The 23,169-nt window shown below is 61.1% G+C and carries 16 protein-coding genes; 9 read left to right on the top strand and 7 right to left on the bottom strand.

Features of this window, described 5'->3' with window-relative positions; all coding sequences use genetic code 11:
• Positions 1-87: 87 nt before the first annotated feature.
• The gene (locus SJY40_RS03460; RefSeq protein ID WP_378942772.1) at positions 88-270 is read left to right on the top strand and encodes a hypothetical protein; all 183 of its coding nucleotides are present in this window, start codon (positions 88-90) and stop codon (positions 268-270) included.
• 494 nt (positions 271-764) lie between these two features.
• Positions 765-2,087 (top strand): mechanosensitive ion channel family protein, encoded by a 1,323-nt coding sequence (locus tag SJY40_RS03455; protein WP_378948268.1) that lies wholly within the window; start codon positions 765-767, stop codon positions 2,085-2,087.
• A gap of 5 nt (positions 2,088-2,092) precedes the next feature.
• Here SJY40_RS03455 and SJY40_RS03450 read toward each other — a convergent pair whose 3' ends face one another.
• The gene (locus tag SJY40_RS03450) at positions 2,093-6,322 is read right to left on the bottom strand and encodes a DUF4082 domain-containing protein (RefSeq protein WP_378942769.1); all 4,230 of its coding nucleotides are present in this window, start codon (positions 6,320-6,322) and stop codon (positions 2,093-2,095) included.
• Between the two features lie 70 nt (positions 6,323-6,392).
• On the bottom strand, positions 6,393-7,562 hold the full coding sequence (locus SJY40_RS03445; protein ID WP_378942767.1) for a GTP-binding protein: 1,170 nt from the start codon (positions 7,560-7,562) through the stop codon (positions 6,393-6,395).
• A 517-nt stretch (positions 7,563-8,079) separates the two neighbouring features.
• Between SJY40_RS03445 and SJY40_RS03440 the strand changes: the two genes are divergently transcribed.
• The 3 genes from SJY40_RS03440 to SJY40_RS03430 are packed head-to-tail and all read left to right on the top strand — an operon-like array spanning position 8,080 to position 10,599.
• Entirely contained in the window at positions 8,080-9,657 is a 1,578-nt protein-coding gene (locus tag SJY40_RS03440) for a flavin monoamine oxidase family protein (protein ID WP_378942764.1), read from the top strand.
• A gap of 4 nt (positions 9,658-9,661) precedes the next feature.
• Positions 9,662-10,111 (top strand): c-type cytochrome, encoded by a 450-nt coding sequence (locus tag SJY40_RS03435; protein ID WP_378942762.1) that lies wholly within the window; start codon positions 9,662-9,664, stop codon positions 10,109-10,111.
• Complete coding sequence (locus tag SJY40_RS03430) at positions 10,108-10,599, top strand: RidA family protein (RefSeq protein WP_378942759.1); 492 nt, start codon at positions 10,108-10,110, stop codon at positions 10,597-10,599. Before SJY40_RS03435 ends, SJY40_RS03430 begins: the two co-directional genes overlap by 4 nt.
• Before the next feature lie 78 nt (positions 10,600-10,677).
• Here the strand turns inward: SJY40_RS03430 and SJY40_RS03425 are convergent, their stop codons facing one another.
• The 5 genes from SJY40_RS03425 to SJY40_RS03405 form a co-directional block, all read right to left on the bottom strand.
• Positions 10,678-12,183, bottom strand: a complete 1,506-nt coding sequence (locus SJY40_RS03425; protein WP_378942757.1) for a family 16 glycosylhydrolase — start codon at positions 12,181-12,183, stop codon at positions 10,678-10,680.
• 497 nt (positions 12,184-12,680) lie between these two features.
• Positions 12,681-13,610: a DNA repair protein RadC gene (gene radC, locus SJY40_RS03420; RefSeq protein WP_378942754.1), complete on the bottom strand. Its 930-nt coding sequence runs from the start codon at positions 13,608-13,610 to the stop codon at positions 12,681-12,683.
• A gap of 264 nt (positions 13,611-13,874) precedes the next feature.
• A complete protein-coding gene (locus SJY40_RS03415) occupies positions 13,875-14,756 on the bottom strand; it encodes a substrate-binding periplasmic protein (RefSeq protein ID WP_378942752.1) in 882 nt (293 codons plus the stop codon).
• An 89-nt stretch (positions 14,757-14,845) separates the two neighbouring features.
• The gene (locus SJY40_RS03410) at positions 14,846-16,729 is read right to left on the bottom strand and encodes a hypothetical protein (protein WP_378942750.1); all 1,884 of its coding nucleotides are present in this window, start codon (positions 16,727-16,729) and stop codon (positions 14,846-14,848) included.
• Between the two features lie 272 nt (positions 16,730-17,001).
• Positions 17,002-18,567: a heme peroxidase family protein gene (locus SJY40_RS03405; protein WP_378942748.1), complete on the bottom strand. Its 1,566-nt coding sequence runs from the start codon at positions 18,565-18,567 to the stop codon at positions 17,002-17,004.
• A gap of 589 nt (positions 18,568-19,156) precedes the next feature.
• Here SJY40_RS03405 and SJY40_RS03400 point away from each other — a divergent pair.
• The 4 genes from SJY40_RS03400 (at position 19,157) to SJY40_RS03385 (ending at position 23,163) form a co-directional block, all read left to right on the top strand.
• On the top strand, positions 19,157-20,035 hold the full coding sequence (locus tag SJY40_RS03400; RefSeq protein WP_378942746.1) for a LysR family transcriptional regulator: 879 nt from the start codon (positions 19,157-19,159) through the stop codon (positions 20,033-20,035).
• A gap of 260 nt (positions 20,036-20,295) precedes the next feature.
• The gene (locus SJY40_RS03395) at positions 20,296-21,330 is read left to right on the top strand and encodes a TRAP transporter substrate-binding protein (protein WP_378942743.1); all 1,035 of its coding nucleotides are present in this window, start codon (positions 20,296-20,298) and stop codon (positions 21,328-21,330) included.
• Positions 21,331-21,340: 10 nt separating this feature from the next.
• Entirely contained in the window at positions 21,341-21,886 is a 546-nt protein-coding gene (locus tag SJY40_RS03390; RefSeq protein ID WP_378942740.1) for a TRAP transporter small permease subunit, read from the top strand.
• On the top strand, positions 21,883-23,163 hold the full coding sequence (locus tag SJY40_RS03385; protein WP_378942738.1) for a TRAP transporter large permease: 1,281 nt from the start codon (positions 21,883-21,885) through the stop codon (positions 23,161-23,163). Before SJY40_RS03390 ends, SJY40_RS03385 begins: the two co-directional genes overlap by 4 nt.
• Positions 23,164-23,169 lie beyond the last annotated feature (6 nt).

The following is a 23,169-nucleotide window of genomic DNA, read 5'->3' as shown; positions in this document are numbered from 1 at the left end:
GCGGCGCTACCTGATCGCGCTGATGGATCATTTGCGGTATGATGAAGCGACGATCCCCGTCGCCCTGCCGATTTTCCGCTTCCCGCCTTGGTCACCCGTTTCGAATTCATCGAATTCGCCACCAGCCCTGCCGATGCCCCCGCCATCCAGGCCCTGCTGCGCAGCATCGGCTTTGCCAAAGCGGGACGGCATGTGTCGAGACCCGTGACCCTGTGGCGTCCGGGTCGGATGAATGAGCGGGTCAACACCGATCAGGACTGCTTTGACTAGGCCCTTCAGCTGCATGGTACGACGGTATCGGTAATTTCAGTGATGGTCGATGACGCGGGCGGTGGCCTTGAAGGCGCGGTCGCACTGCCAGGACCAGACGCCCGGTCAACTGGACCATCCAAGCCATTCGCAGCGTCGGCGGCAGCGTCATCCGCTTTCTAAACGACCGCTCGGATCGGGGCGAATGACTATCAGGACATCAAGGCACGCTTCAGGCTGGAGGATGCCCTGTTTGCCCAGATGCCACAGGGCGGGATCATGTACGACCAAGATGCCGAGGGCAGCTTTTTCCAGCCGCACAGCAAACCCCGCCCCGACGCCTTCTTTTTTTTAGATTGTCCAGTGTCAGGGCAGTTGTGACGACCATGGCGCGCCGCCCGCCCCGCTGGAATGCCCCGCCGCCAGGTCGCTACCAGTCCGGCGCTATTGCCTGCCATGCCCATCTGGGCCACGCTGAGCACATGCCCCATGCCGGGGCCACGGGTGAACGCAGGATGGAGCCGCAGACCACCGGCCTGATCGACAGGGTGATCGCCCTGCTGGACATGATCCTGGCTCAGGGGCAGCTGCTGCTGACGGGGCTGCTGCGCCCGTGGAACAGCTATCAGCTGGCCATTGCCCTGGCGCTGCTTTTGCTGGCGCATCTGCTGCGAATGGCCTTCACGCCACGTCTGCAGGCCTGGATGCGCAGCCGCGAGGATTGGCCGATGTGGCGGCTGCGGCTGCTGGTGCTGGTCCGCAGGCGGTTACGCGGGATCATCTTCGTCGCGCTGATCTGGACGGTCGTGATCGTCATGCGCGAGGTGACATGGCCCAGCCGGTCCTATCTGCTGGTGCTGTTGGCCAATCTGACGCTGGCCTGGCTGATCATCGTCTTTACCACACGGCTGATCACCAACCCGCTGTTGCGGCGAGCGGTGCGATGGGGGGCGCTGACATGGGTCACGCTCAGCGCGCTGGATCTGACCCAGACCGCCGCCCGCCTGCTGGACCATATGGACGTCGAAATGGGCGAGGTGCGCATCTCGGTCCTGATGCTGCTGCAGATGCTGACCGTGCTGACGATTTTCTTCCTGATCGCCAAATTCATGTCGCGTTGGCTGTCGGCACGCATCGCCGCAAGCGAGAACCTGTCGCCCTCCATGCGGGTGCTGTCGGTCAAGCTGATGCAGACGGCGCTGTTCATCGCCGCCTTCGTCATCGGGCTGCGGGCCATCGGGGTCAACCTGACGGCGCTGGCCTTCCTGTCCGGGGCGATCGGCCTTGGCATCGGCTTCGGTCTGCAGAAGGTCGTGTCGAACCTGGTCTCGGGCGTCATCATCCTGATGGACAAGTCAATCAAGCCCGGCGACGTCATTTCCATCGGCGAGACCTTTGGCTGGATCAACCAGCTGGGGGCGCGCTATGCCTCGATCTCGACCCGCGACGGGCGAGAATACCTGATCCCGAATGAGGATCTGATCACCGGTCAGGTCGTCAACTGGTCGCATTCCGACAAATTCGTGCGCCTGGACATCAATTTCGGCACTTCTTATGACGACGACCCGCATCTGGTCCGCAGGATCGCCGTCGAGGCATCGCTGACCGATGACCGGGTGCTGCAGTCGCGCCCGCCGGTCTGCCATATCGTGGGCTTTGGCAATTCCAGCGTCGATTACGTCCTGCGCTTCTGGATCAAGGACCCGACCGGCGGGCTGACGAACATCCGCGGCAAGGTCTTTCTGGCGCTGTGGGACAGCTTCAAGGCGAACGGCGTCTCGATCCCCTTCCCCCAGCGCGAGGTGCGTGTCCTGAACCCGCGACAGGTCCAGGACTGACGCGGCTAGCTCCAGATGAAATCATCCGCGGGCGGTTCATAGATGACGTAGTCGGGTGCCTGGACGGCCTCGGCCATCACCGGTTCCAGCCCCCCCTCCGGGACGAAGGCCACATCGACCCAGTAATTGGTGTCGTTGTAGCTTTGGGTAGGAAAGCCCCCGGTGCCGCCCGCCGAAAAGACGCCGTTGCCTGTGGGCGCGGTCAGCACCTGATCGTCGCCCGTGTGGTCATTGGCGAAATAGCCCGAGGTATAGGCATAGTTCTGTTGCGTGCCATAGGACGCGACATAGACCTGCCCCGCCTGCACCGCGATCGGGCTTGGCAGCGCCGCTGTCTGCCACCCCGTCTGCCCCGGCGCCGAGGTCACGGTGACCGATCCCAGATTGACCCCCGCCTCGGTCCACAGGTTCAGGGTGCGGGTGTCGGTGTCGCCCGCATCACCTGCCCCGCGGTAATAGGTCAGATGGGTGATGCTGCCGTCCTCGGATGCGGTGAAGCGCACGCCCAGTTCGTAATCGGTCGGGTCAGCCAGCGATGTCGCGGCAGGCTGATCGGACTGGCTGAACAGATGCGAGGCACCGGCGGCAGGTTCGTTGCCGATATTGACCACGGTGACTGTCATCGCCTGCTGCACCGACGCCCCATGCCCGTCGTTCACCGCCACGATGACGTCATAGATGTTGTCGCCCCCTGCATCCGAGGGGTTCTCGAAATCGGGGGCCGACACGAAGGTCAGCAGACCCGTGGTCGGGTTCAGCGCGAATTGCGCCGCATCCGCCCCGCCCGAAATGCTGTAGGTCAGGCTGTCGCCGTTCTCATCCGCAGCACTCAGTTGTGCGGCGCGGGTCTGTTCCTCGGCCACCGAGACATCGGCGGATGAGGTGAAGACCGGCGCCTCGTTGGGCGTCGTCGCATCGGGCGAAAAGCTGAGATCCACCCAATAGTTCGAGCTGTTGTAGCTTTGGGTCGGGAAGAGGCCCGTCCCTCCTTCGGCATAGACGCCATTGCCCCCTGCCGCCGCCGACAGCGTCCCGTCCGGCCCCGACCACAGCGACGCGAAGAAGCCGTTGGTGAAGGCGTAATTCTGTTCGGTGCCATAGGAGACGACATAGGTCTGCCCGGCCTCCAGCGCGACGCCGCTGGCCAGCGTGCCGACCTGCCAGCCGACCTTGCCGGGGTCCGATCGCACCTGCACCGCGCCCAGATTGACGCCATCGGCGGTCCAGATGTTCAACGTGCGGATATCGGTGTCGCCCGCATCCGCCAGGCCGCGGTAATACCGCAGGCTGTTCACCACCCCGTCCGCAGATGCGGTGAACCTGACGCCCAGTTCATAGGTCGCGCTGTCGTTGGTGACGACTGTGGCAGGTCCGTCCTGATGCCCGAAGAGGTTCGACGGCCCCGGCTGATCTTCGGGATCGACGTCGGTGACGGTGATGCTGACGGCCGTTTCGGTGGCGCTGTTCACCCCGTCCGATGCGCTGACCACGATGTCATAGGTGTTGTCGGCGCCCGTATCGATAGGTGCCTCGTGGTCGGGGGAAAAGAGGAAGGTGATCCGTCCGGTCTGGGCGTCGATCCAGAACAGATCCGCATCATCCCCGCCCGCGATGCCATAGCGGATCGTGTCGCCCTCGGTATCGGTGGCGGCGACGATGCCTGCCAGCGTGCCGTTTTCCGGCGCGTCGAAATGCCCGCCCGAGGTAAAGACCGGCGCGTCATTGCCCACGCTGCCCCGCGCGAAGGTCACATCCACCCAATAGTTCGACCCGTTGAAGCTGTCCGTCGGTCGTGCCAGCTGCGTGCCGTATTGATAGACGCCGCTGCCCGCCCCCGCCGACATGATGCCATAGGGCTCGGCATAGGGGGTGGCATAGAAGCCCGCGGTGGTGACGTAATTGTTCACCGTGTCGTATGACACCGTATAGGCGACGCCCGGCTGGATCTGGACGGGCATATCCAGCGCTGCGGTCTGCCAGCCGAAATCACCGGGATCGGAAACGAAGGATACGCTCCCGATCAGCTCTCCGTTCGGCCCCCACAGGTGCCCTTCGCGCAGGTCGGTGTCATTGGCATCGGCCTGCGCACGATAGTATCGCAGCTCGGTCACGGTGCCGCTTTCGGCGGTGATGAACTGCTGGCCGACGGTCAGGGCGGTGTTGTCGTTGACCATATTGCCGGTGAAATCCTGCAGGGGGCTCAGCAGGTGGATGTCGTCGGGCGGGACAGGCTCGGTCACGGTCAGCACATGGCTGGGCAGCGACGCCGCGGCGGGCGTGTTCAGGGAATCGTCGATGGCGCGGACCTTGATGTCATAGGTGCCTTGCTCTGTCGGTCGCCAGTTCAGTTGCCAGTTGGCGGTGCCCTGCGCCGCGATCCATGTCGCGCCGCCATCCAGCGACACCTCGACCCCGGCGACGACGCCATCGACGGTCAGCGCATTGCCATCGTCATCCGTCGCGGTCCCGGTGATCTGCACCGTCTGATAGGCGCCGACTTCGGTTGGCAGCGGATCGACATGCACTATGGCCGCAACCCCGTCCGATGAGGCCAAGGCCCGCACCAGCCCCTGACTGGCCAGAACCGCATCCGAAACGCCGGGCTGGATGCCCATGTCGGCGAACATGTTGACGGTGAACTGCTTGAGGTCGGTATTCTCGATATCGGCGCCATAGGGTTCGGAATCATGCCGGTCGCTTAATGCCCATGTCCAGAAGACCGTGCCCGCGCCAAAGACGATCGCACCGCTTTCGGCGCGATACATCGTCAGGTTATGCGTGGCGACGCCCGGCGCGACGGTATTGCCCTGATCGATCAGGATGCCGCTCCAAGGGATGGTGGTTTCCGACAGCTTGATCAGGCCTGCAGGCCGGTTCACGTCGTTGGGCGAAGTGTTCCACTCGTAACCCAGAATACCCTCGGACATGTCCAGCTTGCCACCGTTGGCGATGGTCGTGTCGCGCCAGACCCGCAGCACCGAGTAGCTTTCGGGAACATCCAGCGCGCCGCCGAATTCCCCCGTCCCGTCCGGCCCGAACAGCTGCCCCGACAGCGAATTCTCGGCGCAGTTGCAGGTGTGGGGCTGGCCGGTCAGCGGATCATCCACCATCGCCCCGCCCGCCAAGGGGTTGTCCTGGAAGCGGATGTCGCGCCAGGTTCCGGTCCAGATATCGGATGGGTCGAGGTTATAGTAATCGTCGCCCGTCGCGTTTTCATCCGCATGGGCCCAAGTCTCCTTATAGCAGACCAGCGTGCGGTATTCTTCGCCGTCGACGATGCTGACATCCCAACGGGTCTTCCAATAGATGTCGTTGCCGCCCCAGAACAGCAGGTTGACGCCTGCGTCGCGAGCCTCTTCGACATTCAGGCGCTGGTCGCCCGACCAGTATTCGTCGTGACCGACGGAAATGAACGACTGGTATTGCTTCAGGTAATCCGCACCCAACCGGTCCGTATCCATCCCGGAAATATAGGAAACGTCATAGCCGTTCTGTTCCAACCAGAAGATCGCCGCGTAATCGGCCCCGAACAGGTAATCCTGCGCCCCGGCAGCCGGGCCGCCCTGCTGGCCTTCGATGCCGCGGGTGATCAGGGGGCGATTGTAGCTGACGGCATAGGCGCGGTCCTGCGCGGTGCCCGAGGGGTCGGGGACGTCGGGGTGATCGACCGTGCCGCTGGCATCGCCATAGAAGTTCGCCCCGATCTGGCCGTTGTTGCCGAACCAGCCGTTATAGGCCTGCCACGTCGTGTCCGAGGTCTGCAGCACGATATCGGCGGGGCGGTCGTCTTCGCGCACGATGAAGGGGATCTGGTTAGTCGCGCCCTCGATCGGGTCGCCATCGGCATCCAGCCGCTGGACGCGCGCCAGATATACGCCCGATACGGCATCGGGCGGAATGTCCCAGCTGTCGGTGACCGACCAGTTTCCGGCATCGACCAGCGCCCGCGTGGCATCGTAATCGGCGTCGGGCTGCACCACACCGTCGGTGTTGACCCAGCCCCCGACCTGCCGCGCGCCGTCGCCGCCGTAATATCCCAGCCGGAAGATCTCGACCTGATAATCGCTGCCGGCATCGCCGTTGATGTTGATCTTGAAGTTGACCTGACCGCCGGCATTGATGCTGATGTCGGTGGCGAAACCTTCGATCTGGGACGAATGGTTGACATCCCAATAGCTTTGGGGCGCACGTCCGTCCGTGCGTGCATTTTCCAACGTGATGGCATTGTCGGGCATGGCCTGACCTCCGGGAAACTGGTTACTGGACAGGCCGGCAAACTGCCGGCCAAGGCACTGGTGACATCTGTCAGGCGGACAGCCTGCGCGGCAGTCCGGGGCGCTGGCGGATCAGCGCGGCATCCAGATCGGCGCTGATCCGCGCCTGATCGAACCCCGATCCGATGAAGACCAGCTCTTGCCGGCGGTCGCCGAAGGGGGGCTGCCACCTGTCCGCGATACGGGCCATCGCGGCGGCATCCTGCGGCCACTGGTTGCGCGGCATGGCCGCCCACCAGCGCCCCGCCGTGCCGATGGTGGCCAGATTGCCCGCAAGGCTAAAATCCATCACGCGGGTCGGATCGGTAGCGGTCCAGAAATGCCCCTTGGCGCGCATGACGCCCTGCAGCGGGCCGGTCAGTACCGCGCGGATACGTTCCGCATCGAAGGGATGGCGGGCGCGATAGACAAAGGATGATATGCCGTATTCCTCGGTCTCGGGGGCGTGATCGGCAAAGCCGTTCAATTCCTGGAACCACAGGGGATGGCTGCGCGCCTTGGCGGCGGAAAACAGGCCGGTTGCCAAGATGTCGTCCAGGGCCACCCGCCCGTGGTCCGCATGGATGACGCGGGCCTCGGCATTCAGGACGCCGATGATCCGCCGCGCCGCCGCGACCTTGTCGGGCCCTGCGGTATGGACCTTGTTCAGCACGATGATGTCGGCAAACTCGATCTGGTTGACCAGCAGTTCGACGATCGCACGACGGTCGGACGGATCGCGGACCTGCCCGCGCATCGCCAACAGGTCATGGCTGGCGAAATCATCGGCCAGCGTCGTGGCATCGACCACTGTCACCATGGCGTCCAGCCGGGTCAGATCGGCCAGACCCTGCATGTCCTCGTCGCAATATTCAAAGGTCGCGGCGACGGGCAAGGGCTCGGAGATGCCGGTGGATTCGATCAGCAGACAGTCGAAACGGTCCTGCGCCGCGATGCGCCGCACCTCGGTCAGCAGGTCGTCGCGCAGGGTGCAGCAGATGCAGCCGTTTGAAAGCTCGACCAAGGTTTCGTCGGTGACGCTCAGCTGGGCGCCGCTGGCGCGGATCAGGTCGGCGTCGATGTTGACCTGGGACATGTCGTTGACGATGACCGCGGCGCGCAACCCGCCCCGGTTGTTCAGGATATGCCCAAGAAGGCTGGTCTTGCCCGCACCCAGAAAGCCCGAAAGAACGGTGACCGGAAGCCTTTTCCCATGATCCATCGCACAGCTACCCCGACCCATCGAATGACATGAACGCTGCGGTGCAGTATCGCCCCCCGGGGGAAAGGCACCAAGGGCGCGGACGGGCAAGGGACTAGGACTAAAGCATGCCCCCTCGGCAATCGGGATGATGGGGGTCCAACTTTCAGGTGCATGTCCGGGGCAGCGGACATCGGGTTCCGATGCCGGCCAGCCCAGACATTCACGACCCGAAAAACGACAATATCGCGCCATCTTTGTGACATTCAGGCACACAACGGCGCTGATTCGGTGCAATTTCCGGCAAATTAGATGCAAGAATATCACCCATTAATTGCATAAATATTTTGCATTCCGCGCAATATCCGCGCAAGCTTGACCCACAAGGCGTTCGGATGACCCAAGGTCATTTACAACCTGCGGCCGAAGGTGAACTCCGACACCTGAGACACCGCAACGTCGTGCCGGCGGATCGTTCGCGCTGCGCCAAGGCGCGGCCCGAAGTCCCCAAGGCATGCACCAAAGAGGGAGATGCGACATGACCCAATTCACCAGGCGCAGTTTGCTGGGCATGATCGGGACGGCCGCGGGCAGTTCCGCGATGTATTATGCCATGGCATCCATGGGCCACGCGGCGGCATCCAATTACACCGGCCCGGTCAAGCTGGACGGCGACCCCAAGGGGGCCAAGGTGCTGATCCTGGGCGCAGGTCTGGCCGGCATGACGGCAGCGCTGGAGATGCGGGCGGCGGGTTATCAGGTCGAGGTGCTGGAGTATCGCGAAAAGGCCGGCGGTCGCTGCTGGACGCTGCGGTCGGGCGATGAATATACCGAACTGGGTGGCGCCAAGCAGACGGTCGATTTCGCCAAGGGCAACTATCTGAACCCCGGACCGTGGCGCCTGCCCCATCACCATTATGCCGTGATGGATTACTGCAAGCGGCTGAACGTCCCGTTGGAGCCGTTCATCCAGACCAACTACAACGCTTATGTCCATCGCGGCGATGCCTTCGACGGCGCGCCGCAGCGGATGGGCAAGATCAGGACCGACCAGCGCGGCCATATCGCCGAACTGCTGGCCAAGGCGGTCGATCAGGGCAAACTGGACGAGATGGTCACCGAAGACGATCGCGAAATGCTGATCGAAAGCCTGCGCAGTTTCGGCGTGCTGGACGAACAGAACACCTATGCCAAGGGGCTGCGCACCAGTGGCTATCGCGGTTACGAAAAGCAGCCGGGCGGGGGTGTGGATGCGGCGCCCGTGGCCTCGGACCTCTATGATCCCAGCCAGGTCATCCAGTCGCAATTGTGGCGGTCGCTTGGCCAGCATGAATCGCTGGAACACTGGGCCCCGATGTTCCAGCCGGTCGGCGGTATGGACGGCATCGCCAAGGGCTTTGAACGCGAGGTCGGCGACCTGATCACCTATAACGCCAAGGTCGTATCGCTGCAGCAGGACGACAACGGCGTCACCGTGACATGGGAAGACACGGCCGGGGGCGGCACCAAGACCAGCACCGCCGATTACTGCGTCTGCACGATCCCCTTCTCGGTTCTGGGGCAGATCGACCACAACCTGTCGTCCGGGCTGTCGAACGTGATCAGCTCGATGTATTACAACGGCTCGACCAAGGTCGGCTTGGAGTTCAAGCGCCGCTTCTGGGAAGAAGACGAACAGATCTATGGCGGCATCAGCTATACCGATCAGGCGATCACCCAGATCAGCTATCCCTCGACGGGGTATCAGTCGGATGGGCCTGCGGTGCTGCTGGGATGCTATACGTGGCGCGGTGCCGATACGTTCAAGTTCAACGCCATGCAGCCCGCCGAACGGATCGAATGGGCCTTGCGCCAAGGCGAAAAGATCCACCCCCAGTATCGCGACGAATTCAAGGCGGGTGTCGCCGTGTCGTGGCACAAGGTGCCGTGGGTTCTGGGCTGTTCGGGCGTCTGGGACGACCGCGACGAACAAGGCTATGAAGAGGCGATCAAGATCGACAATCGCGTCGTCTGCGCGGGTGAACACCTGTCCTATCTGCCCGCATGGCAGGAAGGCGCCATCCTGTCCTCGCTGGACGCGATCACGCGTCTGCATGACAAAGTCATTAACGGGTGAAGCCATGAAAACGATCCTGATCACGATTGCCGCCGCGATGTCGCTGTCAGCCGTCGCCGTCCATGCGGAACCCACCCAGATGTCGCCCTATGCGACCGATGCCAGCTTCGGGGCCGAGGGATATACCTCGACCGACGGCGAGGTTCTGTACCAGACGCTTTGTGCGGGCTGTCACATGCCCGACGGTTCGGGCGCGGTCGGCGCGGGGAAATACCCCGCCCTGAAGGGGAACGCGAACCTCGAATATTCGGCCTATCCGATCACCCTGATCGTGAATGGCCAGGCCGCCATGCCCGCCTTCGGCACCTTTCTGAACGACGAACAGGTCGTTGCCCTGACGACCTATCTGCAGACGGATCTGGGCAACGACTTCGAACCCGATGCGACCGCCGAGGCCGTCGCAAATGCACGTCCGGCAACCCCGGAAGATACCACGAAAGCAGAGCACGAATGACACATTCCCTGATCGCCATCGCCACCGCCGCCCTTGTTCTGGGAACGGGCGCCGCTTCTGCGGAGGTCACCCGCCATCCGATCCCGAATTCGGACTTCCCCATCCTGCAGGCGGTCGAAATTCCGGCCGATGCGACGCTGGTCTATCTCAGCGGCACCGTGCCACAAGTGATCGACGAAAAGGCCGAGGCTGGATCGCCCGAACAGTTCGGCGATACCGCAGCCCAGACCGAAAGCACCCTTGCCGCGATCGAAGCCAAGCTGACCGCGCTGGACCTGACCATGGGCGATGTCGTCAAGATGCAGGCCTATCTGGTCGCCCCCGAGGGTGGCGATGCGATGGACTTTGGCGGCTTCATGGACGGCTATACGCAGTTTTTCGGCACCGACGAACAGCCGAACCTGCCCACCCGTTCCGTCTTCGAAGTCGCAGGTCTGGCCAACCCCGCCTGGCTGGTCGAGATCGAAGTCGTCGCCGTCCGTCCCTGACCCACTGCGCATAAAGAAAGATCGACCCCGCATGTCGATGCGGGGGCGGTTTTCGTATGTGGCGATCGAAGCCGTGGTTCAGAAGATGAAGTCATCCACCGACAGCGCCGCGACATCCCTTATCAGAACTTCGAAATCGGCCTTGGCATCCCCGTCAACATCCGCCTGCAACAGCAGATCGTCCCCGGCATCCACGATCCAGACGGAATGTGCCCCCGCTGACGATCCGGCAAAGGTCAGATCCTGCTTGCCCGACTGCCCAAGGTCTGCGTCGAACTGGGCAAAGTCCAGTTTGTCGATGCCCGAGACAAAATCATGCACAACATCATGGCCGCTACCGGTCCGGCTTTCCTTGTATTCGTCGAAGACGAAAGTATCGCGGTCCTGATCCTGCCCGCCGAACATCGCGTCGGAACCGCGACCGCCGATCAGCGTATCGCGGCCGGTCCCGGCAACAAGGACGTCTTGACCACCCTGGCCATCCAGAATGTCGTTGCCTGCCATTCCTGCCAGCACGTTCCGTCCGCCACTGCCGGTCAGCAGGTTGTCCAGATCATTGCCGATGCCGTCGATGTGCAGCTTGCCCTGCAACGACAAGGCTTCGACATTGTCGGCCAGGACCCAATCGACCGATGAAATCACCAGATCATGGCCCTCACCTGGGTTTTCGAACGTCTTGTCGTTCGCGTCGTCAACCAGATAGACATCGTCCCCCAGCATGCCATACATCCGATCGCCATCGGCGGTGCTGACCAGCGTGTCGTCATCATCACTGCCTGCGATTGTCGCATCCGGCGGCGCGACCTCATCCGGCGTGTTGACCACAGGATCAGTGGCGGGCACATAGGTGCTGCCATATTCACCATCCCGGATCTCGGCGTCCCAGACCGTCGCGACCAGGGGGCGACCGGGATCGGACCACGTGCCCGCCCATCCCTGCATCGAGTTCGGCACGGCCCAAAGATCGACATAGCTGTTCATCGGGGCCAGGTTCCAGGTGCCGCCCGGCATGTCGGCCGCAGTGAAATCACCGACGATCTTGCCATCGATGTAAAAGACCGCGCCCGTATCCGTAACCGAGACTTCGTAGGTATGCGCCGCGTCGGCCGCATCGAAACCAAGATCGATGATCGTGTGGTTCGCCGTATTGTCAGCGAGGCTAACATGGTTGCCATTGACGTCGATCATGTGAATGTTCAGTTCGACGCGGGTGGTATCTTCGCCCACGAACTCGAAATCAAACTCGGTCCAAGGCGCGTTCTGCCAGTCGCTTTTATAGGTGAACATCCCGAAGACGGCACCGGACACCATCTGCGGTGCCTGCGCGGTCCAGCTCCAGGTGCCCGTGGTGGCCGAGGTGGTATTCTGGATCTCGCCCCCGTCCCAAGGTCGCGCCGATCCGTCCGGCGCGCGGTCCAGAACCAGCTGCACCTGCCCGTCCGCCGTCGTCCGGACATTGTCCCGCGACCAGTCCATGATCGTGGTCTGACCCGCGCCCCAATCCGAAACCAGCCACCCGTCTTCAGGCCTTTGTTGACCCAGAGTATAGATGGCCAAGCCTTGGTCAGCTTCCGTCTGGTTCATGCCGTCCGCCTTTCATGATTGCTGCAAATCACGCAACTGCACATCACAGCCCGGGTCCGCGTCACTGCGGGTCGCGCAGATATTCATCACCCGCCGCATACCCCCGCGCCAAACAATATGAACATACATTATTAACTTTATATTAATTAACAGACGCTCATATTATATATTTAATTTGATATGCATGACTTTGGCAACAACTTAGCCTTGGCGAACAACCTCAAAATTTTCCCGTTATTATTTAAGAAATGTACAAAAAGAAATACCAAGCATAAATTCTTGTCTTGTTAATTGTATGCGCAAAATGCGAAATTGGATCGCAAGGATCTTATTCGCGCGCTTTGATTGGAATTGCGGCATCAGTCCTGAACCGCCGATGTCTTGACATCATGCGGCTGGATGATTGGGCAGCCACAATCGAATGGACTTTCCCAAGTGTTCGGCAAGATCAGAAGGTGTCCAGTTGAGCAAATTGCCCGCAGGCACGCGCAATCCCGCTATAACAGCCCCGAGGCCCGGAACGAGGTTTCGGAGTCCTTTCCGATGATGACATGATCGTGGACCGTCACGTCGATCGCCTCGCATGCCGCCAAAACCCGGGCCGTCATGGTGATGTCTTCGCGGCTTGGATTCGGGTCGCCCGAAGGGTGGTTGTGGACCAGAATGACGGCGCTGGCGTTCAGCTCCAACGCACGCTTGGCGACTTCTCGGGGATAGACCGGAACATGGCCGACCGTGCCCGTGCCAAGCGCCTCATCGGCGATCACGGTATTCTTGCGGTCAAGAAACAGCACGCGAAACTGCTCGGTCTCGCGATGCGCCATGCAGGTCCGGCAGTAAGCGATCAGTTCATCCCAAGATGACAGGACTTCGCGCTGCAGAACCTTGGACTGGGCCATACGTTGCGCGAAGGCGTCGATAATCCGCAGCTGAAGATAGACCCACCGATCCGCCCCCTCGACCTGCAGAATGCGATGTTCGGATGCGGCGATGACACCGTTCAGATCGCCGAATTCCGCCAGAAGACGCTTGGCCAGCGGTTTGACGTCAATCTTCGGAATGGCATTGAACAGCAGAAGTTCGAGCAGTTCGTATTCCGGCATGGGCCCGTGGCCACTGGCAATGAAGCGCGTCCGAAGCCGCTCCCGGTGACCCCAGTAGTGCGGGCGCGCCGTGCCGTCTGATCCGCGGACCATCCCACCCCCGGCCGTCACATCCTGCTTCAGCCGATCGGTCATCCGATAAGAAGGCGTGAATGCGGGCTGGGTCATGGCATCGACCGGAGGCATACGCGCCTCCAGATCGGCCAGTCCGGCCATGGCTTCTTCGGAAAAGCCGCCGCCAATGCGTGTGGTCTTTTCCGCGTCTTCTAAACGACGCTGCGAAACAGGTGTCGCATCGCCATCGGGTTCGAACCGGTCCGTCATCAGCTTCGCTCAACTACGATATGCATCACATTTCGCCGCGGAATTCGGCGATACCCAAGACAGATGGTTATCACTCACTTTGGTAAACGAATGGTTAATATCGTGATTGTGGTCCGCCCTACCGCGCAAGATGAATGTCAGTGGCCGACCAAGGCGGACTGAAGGCGGGGGTGGTGTCGGAAGCCGTTCATCTCCGGATGACCGCTTTCGTTCAAAACCGGCTTTCAAGAACTGTGAAGCAAAATATAATCGACACGCGCCTTGTCACTTGTCCCGCAGGCCCGGAACACTGTTGATCCGGAACAGAAGGTTGAGCGCCGTCGAAGGGCTGGCGCCGCCGAAATGGCTGGTGAACCGCTGTTCGGCTGTCCCGTCCGAGAAGAGTTCGTAAAGCGCCGCAAGGAACCGTGGTCGAAAGCCCGGGGTGTTGTTCGAGACCAGCAGGGCATATGGTTCATAACTGAGGACCGTGCGTGGAGGTTCGGTCTTGGCGCAATTCGCCCCCGTCTCGGCCCGGTATGAGCGATAGAACTCGATGATATCCAGATCGCCGAAGTAATAGTCGATTTCGCCCCTGCACAGCGCGGCGACGGCTTCGACGTGGCTCTCTGCGGCCCAGAGGCACAGGACCTGATTGTTGGCGACTTTGGCGGCTCGTCTGATGACGGTTTCCGATGTGGTGCCCTGAACGTGACCGGCGATGAAGACCCCGGGCAGTGGTTCGTCAGCCATCCCGGACGGCGGGCAATCCCCGGCAAGGCTGCGGTTGTCCGGACCGCGCGCCTTTCTTTCCTTCAAGGTGACAAAGCTTCCATTGGCCACAAACACCACCGGTGAGAAAGCCAGCACTTCGTCACCCCGCACGGCGAATGTATCCAGCCGCTTCAACGAAAGGGTCGTCGGGTCGCACAGAAGGTCCAGCGTCCAAGGCCCCAGTGCTTCATCCTTCTGATCTTGCGCCGAAACATCGATCCGGCCCTCCAGAATTTGCATTCGCTGCCGTGCCGTCACCGGCCGTTCGATGAAGGTAAAGCCGGCACGCGTCACCGCCTCTCGGCAGAGATCGACCAGATAGCCGCGAAATTTTTCGGTATAGGGGTCATGGCGGGCAAAGGGCCCGGCATCGACACGAACGCCAATCGTCACGGTCTGAGCCTGCGCGCTGCCCATAGCCAGCGCCAGGAACCCGGCGATCGCCAGGCACGCAAGCTGGAAACAGGCCCGCCCCGGCATCCTCATTGGACGGTCGTCGGACGACCGACGCCTCTCTGGTAGACATCGGGGAATTCGTCGCGAAGAAAGCCGACGGCATATATCGCGGCCACGGTCCCGGTCAGCAATGCCGGCAATGCCGTATCGACGGCAAGTCGCCAGGTCGGGGTCAGTCCGCAGCCGGAAGGTCGTTCGGCGATCACCCCAAGACAGGACCATCCGACCTGCGCCGCAAGCCCGAACATGGCGATTGCCGAAAGCAGCGTTGCCAAGGCGCCAATGAACCACCAGCGCCATAGGGCAAGTCGCCCCGCCCGCCAGCAGTCGATGATAAGCGCTGCGGTCACCGCCACGGCGCTGCCCTGCAGCGCGAAGGTCAGTTCCTGAACAACCGCGAAATCGATGACCTGCCATAATCTTTCGCGGACTGTTTCAAGTCCCACCGCGTTGATCACGACGTAAAGGTGGTATCCGATCCGGAAGAAGAAAGCGACGAACAAGGCAATCAGGCCGCAGATCATCAGCTGGGGAACGAAGCGCGATCGCTTGGCCGATTCCGTAAAGGCGTTTTCCCAGACTGGCGGGACGCTGACGTATCGGGATTGCTGGAAGGTCAGCGTGAAGAACAGCGCGGGCACATAGGTGACGGCCGTGGAAAGCGTGATCGCAAGGGCATGTTTGGCAAGACCGATCGTCCGCCATCCCGGCTCGAACCCCTCGGCCAGAAACACCCAGCCATAGATAAGGCTGCCGACCACCGCCATCAGCAGGATCGCAAGCGTCAGCCGGGAAAAAAGCGCCGAGGCGATGTTGTCGATGTTCGCCTGCTCCATCAGGCCGGATACCGACGCAAGGTAACGCCGAGCCACGATCAGCCGTTCGTCGTCTTCGGTTTCATCCGCCCCCTGGCTGGCGATCTGCAGCGCCTGATGTTCCTCATAGAGCACGACAAGCAGGCAGAGATCCTCGACCGTATCTTCGGTGGCCGCGATCAGCCCCGACCAGTCGGGCCGGACGCGGCTTTCGGCGGGACCATCGCTGATGCCGCTTTCTTCGGTGGCATAGCCCGAAACCCGGTCAAGCTCGGCCACAAGCGTGTTGACCCGGGCGCGCACGTCGGCTTCGACGATGCGATACTTGGTGCTGATCGGCAGATAGGGCGCAAAGACCGCCTGCTCGAGTATCCAGCGGCGCAGAATGATGATCTTGGTCGCGTCCGAAGTGAAACGCTCGGCGTTTTCGACGTTCTGGTCGCAGGCACTCGAATATGCCCTGATCCGGTCCCAATCGGACTTTTGCAGCCCCTGACCGGTTTCTTCGGATGTCAGCAGGGGCTTGTGGCGAAGAGCAAGGGCGACCGTGACAAGATGGGTCGGGATGCCGGACAGCTGATGCGCCGTCGCGCGTACGAATTGCTCCAGCTTCAGCAGGCCCGGCACATTCGGCGCAAGTCCGACGACCGCCAGGCCGACCGCAAGTGGAATGGCGGCGCTGTAGCCGGTTCCCGGGTCCACCCCCGCAAGGTCCTTGACCGCACCGCCTTCGTCGAAAGCCACACCCGCGACATAGTCCGGCTGGGGCAACACGCCCGCGCCCACCGACTGGCCGAGACTTGAAAGACCGGGAATAAGCTCGGCGAACTGCTGAAGGCCGGGAACCGTCAGGAATGCGACGACCGCCAGATAGACCAGCGTCAGGATCACCGCATAAAACAGAAATGCCTGCCGATAGACGTCGCTCTTGCGCAGATCGGATGGCCGCAGCTTGTCGAGAAGGCGATAGAATTCCTTCGACTGATCATAAGTGGAACGGTTGAACTGGTTGATTGCATGCAGCCACACCGACACCGCCCCGAAGAACAGCGCGACGAGGAAGCCCTCGACGCCCTGAACGGCATCAGGTGTCATCGGACCGTTCCTGCCGGCAGCCAGCCCATCACGTCACCCGCAGGTCTGCACTGCAGGATTGCATGGGACGTTCTGGGCAGAAACGCTGCCGCCAAACGGCAGTGACAGGCCCAACAACGCGCCGCCAAACGCGAAGACGAAAATCAAACGTTTCATTTCTGGTCCTCCGATATGCATGATGCCATCCCGAAAACGGAAGGGCCTTTTGTCCAAGGTTCGATAGGTGCCAGGGATCGCCCCGCCTTCGACGATGCCTTGGCCCGGGCCATCCGTCAGGTCAGCAGACCGGTGAACCTCAGCATGGCCTTCAGGCTGTCAACCGGATGGGACGGCTGGAAACGGCTGGGTGACCAGCGGTTGCCGTCGATCGTGGCGTGCCAATATGACGACGTGTCGCGCGTCACCAGACCCACCAGCGTATTCGCAACCAGATGGCTGCCCAAGGCACCTAGATGATGCCCGCCGGTCAGCTCTGCCTCGCGCAGGACATAGAACCAAAGCGGGGTGGCTGCATCCAGACCAGCCGCCTGCATGAAGTCCCGGCCATCGCGGATCTGTTCGGGCGACAGGATCGGGATCGGGCGATAAAGACCGGTCTGGTTGATCGCATCCGCAAGGGATTGTGCCGACGGAAGGTTCAGCCTGTAGGCACGCCGCAGATTGCGCTGCGCCAGCTTTTTCATCATCGCGGGTTCGGCAGGCTCGTTCAGCAGATCGTTCAGGGGTTCTGCCAGATGGGTGTCGATCTTGCGGGACGAACGGTTGCGCGTTTCGGCATGGACCATGCGGTCCCATTCGATGACCCAGTTTCCCGGCAGCGACGTCTTGGGATCCGAGGTCAGGGGGGACGGCATGCGCCCGTTGCCAGTGAATTCGAACAGCTGCCGGAACGTCGAGAAGGGCGCTATCTGGTTCGTTCCTTCAACGGCAGTGCCAAAGAAGCGGTTGTGATCATAACCGCCGCGTACCATCGAATGACCGAAGCGGAAGGCCGCGATCGAAAACTCCAGCGGCATCGGCATTTGCGCAGGATCGGCAGAAGGGTGTGCATCGTAGAAGTTCGAATAAAGCGGTGCGCCCTTCGCCAGAACCTCATCCGCCACATCACCGGCGCAGATCGCCGGCAGATATTCGTTCAGGACCAGCCATTGATAATGGTACTGCGTCAGCTGCCGCGCGTCTTCGAAGCTGCCCGCAACATCGGCCAACTTGTTGTGCAGTCGCAAAAAAGCGACATGCAGCTGTGCAACCAGCAGATTTTCATCATTACGGCCATCGCCCAGGATGGCGCGGGTCCGGATCGGACCGTTTTCACCCATGAAATTGGCGCGCAATGCGGGGTTCAATGCATCAAGCTCGGCTTCCGTGACCTCACCCCGGTCAAGCAGGAAGCCAAGGCGCAACAGGTCGGCCGCAGGATCGGCGGGCAGTGGCGGACGACCGTCGCCCGAGTCAGCGACCGTCCCCAGGCGCATCTTGTTCGTCAGGGTCGGATGGCGCATCAAGCCCGCCAGTTTGGTCGCGAAAGGCCCCTGCCCCGGCTTGTCGCCATAAAGGCTGTCCAATCCAAGCGAACCGTCGCGCAGATTGCTGATCCCGGCCTCGACGGTATCACGGGGCATCGGTTCGAAGTCACCCGAGATCACCGACAGACCCTCGATCTCGCGGTCGGTATTGGCCGTGATGTCGTGGTCGATGAACTGGCCGAAATACGTAAGGATCGGCGGCAGCGCGCTCTCGGATTCGCCAGTCGCTTCGGTCGCCATGCTGTCGGCCAAGGCATCCAGAGCCGTCAATGTCTGTGCATCGACCGGGATGCCCGAAGCGTCGCGGAACATATATCGGAAGGCGCCGTTCGTGCTTGCCGATCCACCGCCGGCACTGCGCGAACGCGATCCGGCGCCAGCAGCATCATAAGCGTCGACAACCGCCGTGATCGGAATGACCCCCGCATCGGGCAGAGGCTTTCGGATTTCACCGATTGTCCTTGCAGAACGCGTGCCCCGATCCGATGCACGATCCGCGACATCCTGAACAACATGCATTCCATGGCTGAGAGAGAATAACATTGGTTACTCCTTGAATAGGCTGACGATGACAAAGCCAAGCTTGATTCCGATAAATTCCCACTACAGAAAACCCCGATAGATTGCGCTTTCAGTTGAATTTATTCGGCCAAAATTCTGTAGGTTTATTGATTCTGCATTCGGGTAATATCACAAAATCATAGATAAATATATATTTATAATATTTTGGTAATTTTATTACTTTAGATATATTTAATAGATCGTAAGAAATTTTGATCACTCATCGACCGATCTGGGCGTTCAAGGTCCTCTCGCTTTGCCCTTCAATCCTCGCATCAGGCGGATCGAGTTCCATGACGAAAAGCTTGACCAACGTCCCGGCTCCATTGCAGATGCCCAGATGTTTGGTTTTCGCGATATCGAAATTATAACTGCCATCGTCCGCCAAGGCGGGTTTCGCGCAGCGTCTGAAAATCTGGGGTTGGCGCAATCCGCAATATCACGCCGGGTACGCCACCTTGAGGATCGCATGAAGATCGCGATATTCGAACGCGATGGACGGGGCGTTCGTCTGACAGCAGCTGGCCGGAGGCTGTGCGACGAGGCCGAGGTGCTGGTTGCACAGCGCGATCGGATTTTGGGCGAATTGACTCAGAACGTCATGGCAGGTGTCGTACGTCTGGGTGTCGCGGAAACGATGACCCATACGATCTTGCCCAGCATGCTGACGGATCTAAGGGCGCGACATCCTTTGCTGCGTTTCGAAATTTCAGTGGATACTTCGGAACAGATGGGCGCGGAACTGGGGCAGGACGAATTGGATGTCGTAATAATGCTGCGCGATCAAGCGCCGCGCGGCATCCATCTGACTGCGTTGCCGCCGGTAACGCTTGGCTGGTTCGTGTCGCCACAGCATTTCACCCTGCCCTGCCCGGCAACAATCGACGATCTGGCCGCGCTGCCGATCGTTACCTTTCCCAAAAGCACCACCCCGCATCGGCGCGTGGTCCAATTACTGTCGCCCGGCCGCCGAGAGGTTGCGGCGGTGCATGGGTCGGCCTCGTTGGCGACAGTGCTGCATCTTGTCGGCCAAGGGTTTGGCATCGGCACGATACCCCATGACATCGTGCGATCGTGGTCCCATGCGGGATTGCAGGAAATCGATGTTACACCGGATGCACGTCTGCCCGATCTGGAATTCGCGATCTGTTACCTGCCGGAACGCAACGAGAAATTCGGCCAAGAGGTCACGCGCGCTGCACTGGCCGCCGCCAACTGATCTTCTCAGGTGATCAATACCGAGAAGATATGAACTATTGATCCGTTCAGTCGCTCCGCTCAAACTGTTTCATGAAATAACAGGGGGCGCTGAAATCGGCACATAGCAAGCCAGCAGGCCGCTTTTTCACGGCCGAATGGGCTTTGCCGCATGCCAGACCCCACCCCCCGATACAATGTTCCCGTCGCGCAAACGGGGCGCCCCTATGATCGGCGAAGACCGATATTGAAAAGACTAAAAACCCCAGCAGGAGAAATCATATGAAGACGACCTTGGCCTTGTTGATGACCGGAACGATGCTGTCGGCCCCTGCTTTTGCAGATGAGCTGGCCGTTGTCGGCAGCTGGTCGAACCTGCCCCTGTATCAGGATTTCGAAACTCCGTTCTGGACCGAGAAGCTGCCCGAAATGACCGGCGGCGCGTTGACGGCGCAATTGACCAGCTTTGACCAGATGGGCATTGCGGGTGCGGATGTGTACCGGATGCTGGGTGACAAAGTCTTTGACGTGGGCGCAACTGTCGCCGATTATACCGTTGGCGATGCGCCCGAACTCGAGGGCCTTGATGTGCCCTTGGTTGCCAATGACGCGGCCAGCGCGCAAGCGATGGTCACGGCGGCCCGCCCGATGGTCGAAGACATCATGCGCGACCGTTTTGATGCACAGGTGCTGGGCATCGCCCCTTATCCACCACAGGTGGTATTCTGCCAGGGTGCGGTGACGTCGCTGGATGACCTGCAAGGCAAAAAGGTCCGTGGATCGGGCCGTATGACGACGAAGTTCCTTGAAGCTTTGGGCGCGGAGGGCATCAACATCGCCTTTTCCGAGGTTCCCGGTTCGCTGGAACGCGGCGTGATCGATTGCGCGGTGACCGGCGCGGGTTCGGGGTTCTCGGCTGGCTGGTGGGAAGTCTCGGACCATCTGCTGACGCTGCCCTTGGGCGGTTGGGACCCTGTTGTGATTGCCATGAACGCGGATCGCTTTGACGGTCTGTCCGAGGATGACCGCAGCGCGCTTCTTTCCGCCGTCGCCGACGGGCTGGAAGCCCCTGCATGGGCCGCCGCACAGGGTGGTCTGGAAGGCGACATCGCCTGCCTGACCGGCCAGCCGGAATGCGCAGAAGATACCAAAGCCGCAATGACCTCGGTCGAGGCCAGCGAGGATGACATCGCCCGCGCCCGCCAGATCCTGACCGATGAGGTTCTGCCTGACTGGGCCGAACGCGCCGGTGACGAATGGGCGGCCCGCTGGAATGAAACGGTCGGCCAGACGGTCGGTCTGACTATTGCGCAATAAGGACAGCGCGATGATCGACACCCTTTATGGCGCGCTTCGGCGCGCCAACCGTATTGTAGCCCTGGTGCTGGGGCTGGCGCTGGTGCTGACTGTCCTGTTCATCCTGACCGATGTCATCCTGCGCAAGATGGGCCAAGGTTCCTTGGGCGGTTCGGACGAGATTTCGGGATATGTCATGGCAGCCGTTGCCAGCTGGGGCCTTTCCTTCGCGCTGATCGAACGCGCCCATGTCCGCATCGATGTCCTGCGGCTGAAGCTGCAGCCGATGGGGCGGATGGTGATGGATGTCTTTGCGATGATCGTCACCAATGCTGTGATCCTGTTGATCGCATTCCGCAGCTGGCCGGTCTTGGAAAAGACGCTGGAACGCGGATCGCGGGCCAATACGCCTTTGGAAACGCCGCTGTGGATTCCGCAGGGGATCTGGTTTTCGGGCTGGCTGTGGTTCGCATTCACCGCGACCGCCCTTAGCCTGATCGCGCTGTCCCATGTCATTTCTGGTCGGCAACAGGCGCTTGACGCCACCATCGGTATCGGATCGGAGGTCGAGCTGTGATCTGGACTGTTGCAATTTCCCTGCTGGGCTTGATGGCCCTGTCCATTCCCGTCGGTATCGTGCTGTTTTTGCTGGGCATCGGCGTCAGCCAGTTCTATTCCGCCTTTCCACTGTTGCGCGGGTTGGGTCAGGTCGTCTGGTCGTCCTCTGCCTCAAGCACGCTGATCGCGATCCCGCTGTTTGTTCTTTTGGGCGAAGTTCTGGTGCGCGGCGGTGTCGCTGAACGCACCTATGCGGCGCTGGACAAATGGCTGTCATGGCTGCCCGGCGGTCTGGTTCATGCCAATATCGCAACGGCGACGATGTTCTCGGCGACCTCTGGGTCGTCTGTCGCAACGGCGGCCACGGTGGCCACAGTCGCCATGCCGCAGGCCGAGCGTCTGAACTATGACCCGCGGTTGTTTTCGGGCGCGATTGCGGCTGGTGGCACGCTGGGGATCATGATCCCGCCCTCGATCAACCTGATCGTCTATGGCTTTCTGACCGAAACCTCGATCCCGCAGCTGTTTCTGGCGGGTCTTGTGCCGGGCTTGCTGCTGGCCTTGGCGTTTATCGTCGTTACGGCGCTGATCTGTGTTGTTCGCCCCAACCTTGGCGGACCATCGCGCAGCTTCACATGGGGGGACCGTGCCCAAAGCCTTGGTCAGCTGATGCCGATTGTCATACTGTTCGGGGTTGTCATCGGCTCTATCTATGCCGGATGGGCGACGCCGACTGAATCCGCCGCGATTGGTGTGGCCATGGCTGTTGTCATCGCCGCCTTCGGTGACGGACTGACATTCAAATCCGTCTGCGAGGCGCTAGAGGGTACGATCCGTATTTCCGCCATGATCATGCTGGTCATCGTCGGCGCCTACTTCCTGAACTTTGCCATGACCTCGGCCGGTCTTGGTCGCCAGTTGACCGAGCTGATCGAAGGATCGGGCCTGTCACCCTTTGGCACGTTGTTGCTGGTGATCGCGCTCTATATCGTGCTGGGTTTCTTCATCGAGACCCTGTCCCTGATGGTCGCCACCATCCCGATCGTCGTGCCGATCATGGCGGGACTTGGCTATGACAAGGTCTGGTTCGGCATCCTGATGATCGTTCTGGTCGAAATGGCACTGATTACCCCACCCGTCGGTCTGAACCTGTTCGTGGTCCAGGGCGCGCGCAAAAGCGGGTCGATCAACGACGTGATTATGGGCGTCATTCCTTATGTTCTGGTCATGGCCCTGATGGTCGTTGCCCTGATTGCACTGCCCGGTCTGGCACTGTGGCTTCCCACCGTTTTCTGAAAGGAC

The organism is Paracoccus sp. R86501 (assembly GCF_042466435.1).
Taxonomy (GTDB): domain Bacteria; phylum Pseudomonadota; class Alphaproteobacteria; order Rhodobacterales; family Rhodobacteraceae; genus Paracoccus.
This window is presented reverse-complemented; position numbering and strand designations above follow the sequence as displayed.

Coding starts and splice junctions, on each gene's coding strand:
- SJY40_RS03455 (WP_378948268.1), top strand. CDS start 765: ATGGAGCCGCAGACCACCGGCCTGATCGACAGGGTGATCGCCCTGCTG.
- SJY40_RS03450 (WP_378942769.1), bottom strand. CDS start 6,322: ATGCCCGACAATGCCATCACGTTGGAAAATGCACGCACGGACGGACGT.
- SJY40_RS03445 (WP_378942767.1), bottom strand. CDS start 7,562: ATGGATCATGGGAAAAGGCTTCCGGTCACCGTTCTTTCGGGCTTTCTG.
- SJY40_RS03440 (WP_378942764.1), top strand. CDS start 8,080: ATGACCCAATTCACCAGGCGCAGTTTGCTGGGCATGATCGGGACGGCC.
- SJY40_RS03435 (WP_378942762.1), top strand. CDS start 9,662: ATGAAAACGATCCTGATCACGATTGCCGCCGCGATGTCGCTGTCAGCC.
- SJY40_RS03430 (WP_378942759.1), top strand. CDS start 10,108: ATGACACATTCCCTGATCGCCATCGCCACCGCCGCCCTTGTTCTGGGA.
- SJY40_RS03425 (WP_378942757.1), bottom strand. CDS start 12,183: ATGAACCAGACGGAAGCTGACCAAGGCTTGGCCATCTATACTCTGGGT.
- radC (WP_378942754.1), bottom strand. CDS start 13,610: ATGACGGACCGGTTCGAACCCGATGGCGATGCGACACCTGTTTCGCAG.
- SJY40_RS03410 (WP_378942750.1), bottom strand. CDS start 16,729: ATGACACCTGATGCCGTTCAGGGCGTCGAGGGCTTCCTCGTCGCGCTG.
- SJY40_RS03405 (WP_378942748.1), bottom strand. CDS start 18,567: ATGTTCCGCGACGCTTCGGGCATCCCGGTCGATGCACAGACATTGACG.
- SJY40_RS03400 (WP_378942746.1), top strand. CDS start 19,157: ATGTTTGGTTTTCGCGATATCGAAATTATAACTGCCATCGTCCGCCAA.
- SJY40_RS03395 (WP_378942743.1), top strand. CDS start 20,296: ATGAAGACGACCTTGGCCTTGTTGATGACCGGAACGATGCTGTCGGCC.
- SJY40_RS03390 (WP_378942740.1), top strand. CDS start 21,341: ATGATCGACACCCTTTATGGCGCGCTTCGGCGCGCCAACCGTATTGTA.